Source organism: Terrabacter sp. NPDC080008, assembly GCF_040702505.1.
In the GTDB taxonomy this organism is placed as follows: Bacteria; Actinomycetota; Actinomycetes; order Actinomycetales; family Dermatophilaceae; genus Terrabacter.
The window spans coordinates 350937-360084 of record NZ_JBFBLC010000003.1; the positions used below are offsets into that span (position 1 = coordinate 350937).

Here is a 9148-nt window from a genome sequence, read left to right on the forward strand (position 1 = left end):
GGTGCCGGTGCTGACCGAGGACTCGCCCCTGACCAAGCTCGTCAACAAGACGGAGGCCGAGCAGCTCGCCCGCAACAAGGGCCTCGTCAGCGTGGCCGACCTCTTCGAGTTCGTGCCACGGCGTTACGTGCGCCCCGGGCAGCTGACCGACCTCTCGTCCCTGCACGTCGGCGAGGACGTCCTCGTCGTCGCCGAGGTGCAGAAGGCCACGACGCGGCCGATGCGCAACCGCCGCGGCAAGATGCTGACCGTCGTCATCGGCGACGACCTCGGCAACGAGCTCGACGTGACGTTCTTCAGCGCGTACGGCCACGAGGCCAAGCTGACGCCGGGGGTGCGCGGCTTCTTCGTCGGGCAGGTCGGCGCCTACGGCCGCCGCCTGCAGCTGACGCACCCCGAGTACGAGCTCCTCGACGAGGACCGTGGCGACGCGGCCGTGGAGTGGTACCGCACGCACCGCGTGCCCGTCTACTCGACGACCGGCAAGCTCAACTCCCTCAAGATGCGGCGGCTCGTGCACCAGGCCCTCGACTCCGTCGACCGCATCCGCGAGCCCGTGCCCGAGCACATCCGCGTGGCGCGCGGCCTGCTCGACCGGTCCTCGGCGCTCGAGCTCGTGCACCGCCCCGCCGTCGACGAGCAGCCGGGCCGGGGGCTCGAGCGCCTCAAGTACGACGAGGCCTTCGTCCTGCAGACGATCCTGGCCCAGCGCCGCAAGGCCGCGGAGTCCGAGCTCGCGACGCCGCGGCCGCCGCGCCCCGGGGGACTGCTCGCGGCCTTCGACGCCCGGTTGCCCTTCGAGCTCACGGCCGGCCAGCGCGAGGTCGGTGAGGTGCTCACGGCCGAGCTGGCCTCCGACCGCCCGATGCACCGCCTGCTGCAGGGCGAGGTGGGCTCCGGAAAGACCGTCGTCGCCCTGCGGGCGATGCTGGCCGCGATCGATGCGGGCGGCCAGGCGGCGCTGCTCGCCCCCACCGAGGTGCTCGCCGCCCAGCACCACCGGTCGATCACGGCGATGCTGGGCGACCTCGCGCAGGGCGGCATGCTGGGCGGCGCGGAGTTCGGCACGAAGGTCGCCCTGCTGACCGGCAGCCAGAACGCGGCGGCGCGCCGGCGCTCGCTGCTCGACGCCGCCTCGGGCGAGGCCGGCATCGTCGTCGGCACGCACGCCCTGATCCAGAAGCACGTCCAGTTCGCCGACCTCGCCCTCGTCGTCGTCGACGAGCAGCACCGTTTCGGCGTCGAGCAGCGGGACGCGCTGCGCGAGAAGGGCATCCGGCCGCCCCACGTGCTCGTGATGACGGCGACCCCCATCCCGCGCACCGTGGCGATGACCGTCTTCGGCGACATGGAGACCTCGACGCTGCGCGAGCTGCCCCGCGGTCGCTCGCCGATCACGACGCACGTCGTCGACGCCAACCGGCCCGGCTGGGTCGACCGCACCTGGGCGCGCGTGGCCGAGGAGGTCGCGGCGGGACACCAGGCGTACGTCGTGTGCCCCCGCATCGGCGACGTCGACGACGAGGGCGGCGCCGGCTCCCGCGACACCACCGACGAGGACGCCGGGTGGGACGCGGACTGGGACGGCTCCGACACCGACGACGCCGACGGGCCGCAGGGACCGGCGGGCGAGCTCACCGGCGTCTACTCGATGCTCAGCACCCTGCGAGCCACGCCGCCGCTCGAGGGCGTCCGCATCGAGGTCCTGCACGGCCGGCTCGACCCCGACGCCAAGGACGCCACGATGCGCGCCTTCGCGGCGGGTGAGATCGACGTGCTCGTCGCGACCACCGTCATCGAGGTCGGCGTCGACGTGCCCAACGCCTCGGTCATGGTCGTCGTCGACGCCGACCGCTTCGGCATCTCCCAGCTGCACCAGCTGCGCGGCCGCGTCGGTCGCGGCGCGGTGCCGGGCCTGTGCCTCCTCATGACCAGCGATCCCGGCGAGCGGGCGATGGAGCGCCTCGGGCAGGTCGCCGCGACCACCGACGGTTTCGAGCTGGCCCGCGCCGACCTGCTGCTGCGCCGGGAGGGCGACGTCCTGGGCGCACGGCAGAGCGGCCGCGGCAACTCGGTGCGCCACCTGCGCCTCGGCCGCGAGGAGGACGAGCAGATCATCGCCGACGCGCGCGCGGACGCGTTCGCGCTCGTCGACGGCGACCCGGGGCTCCGGGCGCATCCCGCACTGGCGGCCGCCGTCGCCATGCGGCTCGACGACGAGCAGGCTGCCTGGCTGGAGCGGGGCTGAGATGACCCGGATCATCAGCGGGAGCGCCGGCGGTCGGCGGCTGCAGACGCCGCCCGGCTCCTCGACCCGACCGACGTCCGACCGGGTCAGGGAGGCGCTCTTCAGCCGCCTGGAGCACCAGGGCATGCTCGACGGCACCAACGTGCTCGACCTCTACGCCGGCTCGGGCGCCCTGGGTCTCGAGGCGGCGAGCCGCGGAGCGTCCCTCGTGCTCCTGGTCGAGTCCCACAAGGCGGCGGCCAAGGTCATCCGCGCCAACGTGGCGACGGTGGGCCACCCTGCCGTACGCGTCGTCGCCGACACCGTCGAACGCTCGGTCGCCGCCGGGCCGCCCGCCGACGTCCGCATGGACCTCGTGCTCATCGACCCTCCCTACGACGTCACCGAGGATGCCCTCGCCTCCGTGCTGTCCGGGCTCGTCGAGCACCGCTGGCTCGCCCCCGACGCGCTCGTCGTCGTCGAGCGCTCCACCCGCTCGCCGCAGCCCACCTGGCCCGAGGGGCTGGAGCTGTCGGGGGAGAAGCGCTACGGCGAGACCGCGGTGTGGTTCGCGGAGCCACCGCCGAGCGACGTCGTCGCGTGAGCCTCCCGGACCGGCTGGGGCCTGACGGTAGGTTGGGCGCGTGACGAGCCCTGTGTCGAGTTCCGCGCGCCGGTGTGTGTGCCCCGGCTCCTACGACCCGATCACCAACGGCCACGTCGACGTGGTGACCCGCGCCAGCCGGCTCTTCGACGAGGTCGTCGTCGCCGTCCTGCACAACCCGGGCAAGCAGGGCACGTTCACCGTCGAGGAGCGCACGGCCCTGCTCGAGCAGACGCTGGGCCACCTGCCCAACGTGCGCATCGGCGCCTGGGCCGAGACCCTCGTCGTCGACGTCTGCCGCGAGGTGGGCGCGGCCAGCATGGTCAAGGGACTGCGCGGCGGCACTGACTTCGCCTACGAGCTGCCCATGGCCACGATGAACCAGCACCTGAGCGGCGTCGAGACCCTCTTCATCCCGGCCGACCCGTCGCTCGCCCACGTCTCGAGCTCGTTGATCAAGGAGGTCGTGCGCTACGGCGGCGACGTCAGCGGCCTCGTGCCCGACCCCGTGCTGGCCGCCCTGCGCGACCGTCTCGCCTGATTTGGGCGCACGCCACCCCTCCAGTACCCTTGGAGGTCGGTCCACGTCCGTCTTGGCGCGGGCCGAATCCTCTACTGTGCGCAGGAGTCATGGACCGTCCCGATCCCCGTTCCCCCCTGGTGCTCGACACCAGGGAGCTCATTCGGCGACCGGGCACGATGCAGGAGCTCTCGCGCACGGTGACGTTGCCCGATGACCTCGGCACCGACGTCATCTCGATCAAGGCCGGCCAGCCGGTCCAGGTCGAGGTGCGCCTCGAGTCCGTCGTCGAAGGTGTCCTCGTCACGGGTTCGGTCAGTGGCACGGCGACCGGCGCCTGCGTGCGGTGCCTGGACCCCCTCGAGCAGCCTGTCGAGGGGACCTTCCAGGAGCTGTTCGCCTACGCCGACCGGGCGGCGCACCACCACGAGGTGGGAGCCGACTCGGACGAGGACGAGGTGCACGAGCTGGTCGGTGACCTCATCGACCTCGAGCCCGTGCTCCGGGACGCTGTCGTGCCGACGCTGCCGTTCCAACCGCTGTGCCGGCCGGACTGCCCGGGGCTGTGTTCCGAGTGTGGGATGCACCTCGCGGAGGACCCGGACCATCATCATGAAGTGATCGACCCGAGGTGGTCGTCCCTCAGTGGACTGCTGAGCGACGACCCGCAAGAGAAGAGGAACTGACGTGGCTGTCCCGAAGCGGAAGATGTCGCGCTCCAACACCCGTTCGCGTCGCGCGAACTGGAAGGCAACGCCGACCACGCTCTCCACGTGCCCCCAGTGCGGTGCGGCGAACCAGCCGCACATCGCGTGCCCGTCCTGCGGCACGTACAAGGGCCGTCACTACGCCGCCGCCGAGCGCACCGAGCACCAGGCCTGATCACCCCGTGAGCAGCCCCGTGAGCGACATCGACGCTGGGGGTGTTCCGGCGGTGCCGCAGCGGCCCGTCGATGCTCTGATCGCCCACCTGCACGAGGTGGTCGGCCAGGACATCGACGAGCCGCTGCTCCTGCGTGCCCTGACGCACCGGTCGTACGCCTACGAGAACGGCGGCCTTCCCAACAACGAGCGCCTCGAGTTCCTCGGCGACTCGGTGCTGGGGCTGGTCGTCACGGAGTCTCTGTACCGCGAGCACCCCGACCTGGCCGAGGGCCAGCTGGCCAAGCTGCGCGCTGCGGTCGTCAACATGCGTGCCCTGGCCGACGTGGCCCGCACCTTCGACCTCGGCAGCTACGTCATGCTCGGCAAGGGCGAGGAGGCGACGGGCGGGCGCGACAAGGCCTCGATCCTGGCTGACACGCTCGAGGCGCTGATCGGGACGGTGTTCCTCTCGACCGATATCGACCTCGCCGCCCGTTTCGTGCACCACCACTTCGACGGGATCATCGAGGAGGCGGCCACGCTCGGCGCCGGCCTCGACTGGAAGACCAGCCTGCAGGAGATGGCGGCCGGCTTCGCCCTCGGCTCGCCGGAGTACCGCGTGGCTGAGCAGGGCCCGGACCACGAGAAGGAGTTCCACGCCCGCGTCCTCGTCGGCGAGGAGGTCCTGGGTGAGGGCCGCGGACGCTCGAAGAAGGAAGCCGAGCAGAAGGCGGCCAAGGAGGCCTGGCATATCCTGGACGGGCGCCGCGGTGCCGCCGACCAGGCCGAGGCCGGCTCCTCGGCGGCCGCGTCCAACGGCTCCGCCGGCTCCACCGCCTGACGCCCGTGCCGGAGCTGCCCGAGGTCGAGGTCGTCCGACGGGGCCTCGCAGAGCACGTCGTGGGCCGGCACGTCTCGCGTGCCCGGATCACGGGCGTACGCGTGGCCCGGCGTCACGACGCCGGGCCTGAAGACCTGGCGCACCGGCTCCACGACGTCACGGTGACCGCCGCCTCCCGGCGGGGGAAGTACCTCTGGCTGGCGCTGGACGGCGAGGACGCCCTCATCGTCCACCTCGGCATGAGCGGCCAGATGCTCGTCGAGCCGGCCGACGCGCCTCTCGAGAAGCACTGCCACGCCCGCTTCGACTTCGACGACGGTGGCCCGCAGCTGCGGTTCGTCGACCAGCGCACCTTCGGGGGCCTCGCCCTCTCGCCGCTTCGAACCGACGGTATCCCCGAGTCGGTGGCGCACATCGCGCCCGACCCGTTCGAGCCGGTCTACGACCAGGGGTCGGTCGTGCGCCGGATGAAGCAGCGCGACAGCGCGGTCAAGCGGGCGCTGCTCGACCAGACGCTCGTCTCCGGGATCGGCAACATCTACGCCGACGAGGCGCTGTGGCGCGCCAAGGTGCACGGCGAGCGGCTCTGCTCCTCGCTGACCAAGCCCACGCTCTCGCGCATCCTCGACCACGCCCGCGAGGTCATGGCCGAGGCGCTGGGCCAGGGCGGCACGAGCTTCGATGCCCTCTACGTCAACGTCAACGGCGCGAGCGGCTACTTCGACCGCTCGCTGCACGCCTACGGTCGCGCTGGCACGCCCTGTGACCGGTGCGGCACCCTCATGCGACGCGAGCAGTTCATGAACCGCTCGTCGTTCTCGTGCCCCGTGTGCCAGCCGCGACCACGGCGCCGCAGCGCGTCTTGACCGTCGCGTAGGACGGGGGACGAGCTGCGGCTGTGCGGGTCGAGGCGGGTCGGACGGCGATCAGTGCCGCGGTGGGCGGCGCTTCGGTGCCGGGCGGGTGGGGTCCTCCTCGGCCGGCTCGACGTGCTCCGGCACGAGGATCGGCCTGACGCGGGCCCAGCCGATGAAGATCGCACTCATCACGACGAGGACGATGCCGGCATACAGGTTGGCGTTGACGTTGCCGGTCTTGTCGTACGCCTTGTCGCCGAAGATCCCGAGCAGCAGCAGGATCACGCCGTAGAGCCCGAGCAGGGCGCCGATGAAGTTGCGGATGTCGAAGGCACCGGCGGTGTGCCGCGCTCGCGTCTCGTCCTCTGCCGGAGCTTCCCCGGCAGCAGGGGCGTCGTGGTGGTCACTCATGTCGATGCTCCTGTCAGAACAAGAAGTTGAGGATGATGACGAGGCCCAGCGAGATGCCCGCGAGCGGGAGGGTGCGCCGGTACCAGGGGAGGCGCTGCTCCTCCGGGTCGATGAGGTCCTCGCGGGGTGTCTCGGAGTAGACGAGCCCGCGGAGCTCCTTGGCGGCCTTGGGCTTGGTCACCAGCGAGACGACGATGCTGAGCACGACGTCGACGACGAAGGCCGCGGAGGCCGCCACGAAGGAGGCGCCCTGACCGCTGATCGGGATGACGCCACGGCTCAGGGAACCGAAGGCATCCTCGCTGAGGAAGGCGACGAGCACCGCGGACAGCGTGCCCGCGGACAGGCCCACCCAGCCCGCCGTGGCCGTCATCCGCTTCCAGAACATGCCGAGGATGAAGGTGGCGAAGAGCGGGGCGTTGAAGAAGCCGAACAGCGTCTGGAGGTAGTCCATGACGTTGCTGAAGGAGCTGGCGATGACGGCCGTGCCGATGGCGATGACCGTCGCGCCCACGGTGGCGAGCCGCCCGATGCGCAGGTAGTAGTCGTCGCTGTGGTCCTTGCGGATGTAGCGCTGCCACAGGTCGTAGCTGAAGACGGTGTTGAAGGCCGAGATGTTGGCGGCCATGCCGGCCATGAACGCCGCGAGCAGGCCGGCGATCGCGACGCCGAGCAGGCCGTTGGGCAGGATGTCGCGCATCAGCAGCAGCAGGGAGTCGTTGTACTTGACGCCCTCGCCGGAGGCGCCGCCCGGCGGTGAGCCGCCGGCCTTGAGCTGGCCGATCTCCTTGACGAGGACCGCCGCGATCATGCCGGGCACGATCACGATGAACGGCACGAACATCTTCGGGAAGGACCCGATGATCGGGGTCTTGCGCGCGGCCGAGATCGAGTTGGAGGCCATGGCGCGCTGGACCTCGACGAAGTTCGTCGTCCAGTAGCCGAAGGAGAGCACGAAGCCGAGCCCGAAGACGATGCCGATGACCGACCACACGGGGGAGCTGAAGCCCGAGAGGGCCTGGCCGGGCCACGAGTGCAGCTGCTGGTCGGCGGGGGGCACCTTGGCACTGGCCGGGGCGGTGGCGGCGAACTGGGTGATCTTGTCCTTGAGGCCGGACCAGCCGCCCACGCGGTGCAGGCCGATCAGGGTCAGCGGCAGCAGGCCGCCGACGATGACGAAGAACTGCAGCACCTCGTTGTAGATGGCTGCCGAGAGGCCGCCCAGGGTGATGTAGGAGAGCACGATGGCGGCCGCGACGATCAGGGTGAGCCACAGTGGCCAGCCGAGCAGCGCGTGCACGATCGAGCCGAGCAGGTAGAGGTTGACGCCGGCGATGAGCAGCTGCGCGAGCGCGAAGCTCAGGGCGTTGACGAGGTGGGCGCCGGTGCCGAAGCGGCGGAACATGAACTCCGGGACGGAGCGGACCCGCGAGCCGTAGTAGAAGGGCATCATCACCACGCCCAGGAAGAGCATGGCGGGGATGGCGCCCACCCAGAAGTAGTGGACGGTCGAGATGCCGAGCTCGGCGCCGTTGGCCGACATGCCCATGATCTCGACGGCGCCGAGGTTGGCCGAGATGAAGGCGAGGCCGGTGACCCAGGCGGGGAGCGACCGACCGGAGAGGAAGAAGTCGATGGAGTCGGACACCGAGCGCCTCGCCATGACCCCGATCCCGAGGACGAAGACGAAGTAGAGCGCGATGATGACGTAGTCCACCGGGTTGGCGCTGATGAGGGTGCCTGCCGTGGCCAGGCCCGCCAGTGCGTGCATGCGATCAGTCCCTTCGTTGGGCGACGACTCACGCTAGCGCAGGGCGCCTCGGTGGGCCCGTCAGGAAGGCGGGCGGTCGGTCGTCCGGGTGAGAAGCCGTTTGAGCGGCACCGCAGCATCTGCCGCGGCGTCGGCATCGAGCGACATACCCTTCTCCAGCGCTCGTTTCACAGCCAGGTAGTCGGCGGTCGCGCCGACCGCCTCGACGGCCACGAGCAGCCCCTGGCGGAAGCTGAGGATCGAGAAGCGCTCGGAGTCGGGGTCGCCGCGGACGACCTGCCGGTCGGCCCCGTGGGGCAGTCCCGCCATCTGCAGCCGGATGTCGCCCTGGTCGCTCCAGAACCACGGGACGCTGTCGTATGCCGCCGGGTGCCCAGCCAGCGTCGCGGCGGCGGCCCGTGCCTGGTCCGTCGCGTGCGCGACGCTCTCGAGCCGGGTCAGGCCGGTGAGCCCGCGCCCGAAGGGATTTGGGCCGATCGCGCAGTCACCCGCGGCGACGGTGACACCGTCCGAGGTGACGGCCCGCGCGTCGACGACGACACCGCGTGGCTCGACGACGAGGCCCAGCTGCGCCGCGAGTTCGGTGCGCGGCTCGATCCCGACGCCCACGACCACCACGTCGGCCGTGAGCAGCTGACCGTCCAGGAGCTCGACGCCCGCGACCCTGCCCGCCTGGACCACGACGCGAGCGGCCCCGGTGCGCAGCAGGACTCGGATGCCCCGGCGCTCGTGGGCCCGGCGGACGGCCTCGGCCAGGGCGGGTGAGACGGCCCGGTCCATCAGGCGCTCGGCTGCCTCGACCACGGTGACGGCTGCGCCGAGCATCCGGGCGCCGGCGGCGATCTCCAGCCCGATGAAGCCGCCACCGACGACGACGACCTCCCGCGCCCCGCGCAGCTCGGGTGCGAGGCGGTCCGCGTCGGCGATGGTGCGGATCGAGTGCAGCCCGGCCGGGCGCTCGGTCAGGGGCTCGGTCAGGGGCTCGGTCAGGGGCTCGGTCAGGGGCTCGGTCAGGGGCTCGGTCAGGGGCTCGGTCAGGGGCTCGGTCAGGGT

Annotated in this window: 10 protein-coding genes; 7 read left to right on the forward strand and 3 right to left on the reverse strand. The window is 71.5% G+C overall.

Features of this window, described 5'->3' with window-relative positions:
• Position 1: 1 nt before the first annotated feature.
• From AB0316_RS11815 to mutM, 7 genes are all read left to right on the forward strand, one after another.
• Positions 2-2248 (forward strand): ATP-dependent DNA helicase RecG, encoded by a 2247-nt coding sequence (locus tag AB0316_RS11815; protein WP_366273205.1) that lies wholly within the window; start codon positions 2-4, stop codon positions 2246-2248.
• A 1-nt stretch (position 2249) separates the two neighbouring features.
• Positions 2250-2831 carry a 16S rRNA (guanine(966)-N(2))-methyltransferase RsmD gene (rsmD, locus tag AB0316_RS11820; RefSeq protein ID WP_366273206.1) on the forward strand — a complete coding sequence of 194 codons (582 nt, stop codon included), beginning with the start codon at positions 2250-2252 and terminating at the stop codon, positions 2829-2831.
• A gap of 40 nt (positions 2832-2871) precedes the next feature.
• On the forward strand, positions 2872-3372 hold the full coding sequence (gene coaD / locus AB0316_RS11825; RefSeq protein WP_366273207.1) for a pantetheine-phosphate adenylyltransferase: 501 nt from the start codon (positions 2872-2874) through the stop codon (positions 3370-3372).
• An 89-nt stretch (positions 3373-3461) separates the two neighbouring features.
• The gene (locus tag AB0316_RS11830; protein ID WP_366273208.1) at positions 3462-4037 is read left to right on the forward strand and encodes a DUF177 domain-containing protein; all 576 of its coding nucleotides are present in this window, start codon (positions 3462-3464) and stop codon (positions 4035-4037) included.
• A gap of 1 nt (position 4038) precedes the next feature.
• Positions 4039-4233: a 50S ribosomal protein L32 gene (gene rpmF / locus AB0316_RS11835; protein ID WP_142184271.1), complete on the forward strand. Its 195-nt coding sequence runs from the start codon at positions 4039-4041 to the stop codon at positions 4231-4233.
• A 19-nt stretch (positions 4234-4252) separates the two neighbouring features.
• Complete coding sequence (gene rnc / locus AB0316_RS11840; protein ID WP_366273209.1) at positions 4253-5056, forward strand: ribonuclease III; 804 nt, start codon at positions 4253-4255, stop codon at positions 5054-5056.
• A 5-nt stretch (positions 5057-5061) separates the two neighbouring features.
• Positions 5062-5922: a bifunctional DNA-formamidopyrimidine glycosylase/DNA-(apurinic or apyrimidinic site) lyase gene (gene mutM / locus AB0316_RS11845; RefSeq protein WP_366273210.1), complete on the forward strand. Its 861-nt coding sequence runs from the start codon at positions 5062-5064 to the stop codon at positions 5920-5922.
• Positions 5923-5982: 60 nt separating this feature from the next.
• Here mutM and AB0316_RS11850 read toward each other — a convergent pair whose 3' ends face one another.
• From AB0316_RS11850 to AB0316_RS11860, 3 genes are all read right to left on the reverse strand, one after another.
• Positions 5983-6324, reverse strand: coding sequence for a hypothetical protein (locus tag AB0316_RS11850; protein WP_366273211.1), 342 nt, complete (start codon positions 6322-6324; stop codon positions 5983-5985).
• Positions 6325-6337: 13 nt separating this feature from the next.
• On the reverse strand, positions 6338-8095 hold the full coding sequence (locus AB0316_RS11855; RefSeq protein WP_366273212.1) for a sodium:solute symporter family protein: 1758 nt from the start codon (positions 8093-8095) through the stop codon (positions 6338-6340).
• 60 nt (positions 8096-8155) lie between these two features.
• A partial coding sequence (locus tag AB0316_RS11860) for an FAD-dependent oxidoreductase (RefSeq protein ID WP_366273213.1) occupies positions 8156-9148 on the reverse strand: 993 nt, incomplete at its 5' end.